Below are 625 nucleotides of genomic sequence, written 5' to 3'. Positions count from 1 at the left end.
GTCATCGAGCCGTTTTATCCCAAGGCGGGCAATGGCCGACGGCCCTATCCGCTGGAGACCATGCTGCGTATTCACTGCATGCAGCATTGGTACAACCTGAGCGACGGTGCCATGGAAGATGCCCTGTACGAAATCGCCTCCATGCGCCTGTTTGCCCGATTATCCCTGGATAGCGCCCTGCCGGATCGCACCACCATCATGAATTTCCGCCACCTGCTCGAGCAGCATCAACTGGCCCGTCAATTGTTCAAGACCATCAATCGCTGGCTGGCCGAAGCAGGCGTCATGATGACCCAAGGCACTTTGGTGGATGCCACCATCATTGAGGCACCCAGCTCTACCAAGAACAAAGAGCAGCAACGCGATCCGGAGATGCATCAGACCAAGAAAGGCAATCAGTGGCACTTTGGCATGAAGGCCCACATTGGTGTCGATGCCAAGAGTGGCCTGACCCACAGCCTGGTCACCACCGCGGCCAACGAGCATGACCTCAATCAGCTGGGTAATCTGCTTCATGGAGAGGAGCAATTTGTCTCAGCCGATGCCGGCTACCAAGGAGCGCCACAGCGCGAGGAGCTGGCCGAGGTGGATGTGGACTGGCTGATCGCCGAGCGTCCCGGCAAGG

1 pseudogene is annotated in these 625 nt (G+C 58.2%); it reads left to right on the top strand.

Features of this window, described 5'->3' with window-relative positions:
* Positions 1 to 625, top strand: a pseudogene (locus HMPREF9538_RS21355) (IS5-like element IS5 family transposase); the annotation flags it as partial.

The sequence above is a fragment of the Klebsiella sp. MS 92-3 genome (assembly GCF_000195655.1).
Taxonomy (GTDB): domain Bacteria; phylum Pseudomonadota; class Gammaproteobacteria; order Enterobacterales; family Enterobacteriaceae; genus Klebsiella; species Klebsiella pneumoniae.
This window is presented reverse-complemented; position numbering and strand designations above follow the sequence as displayed.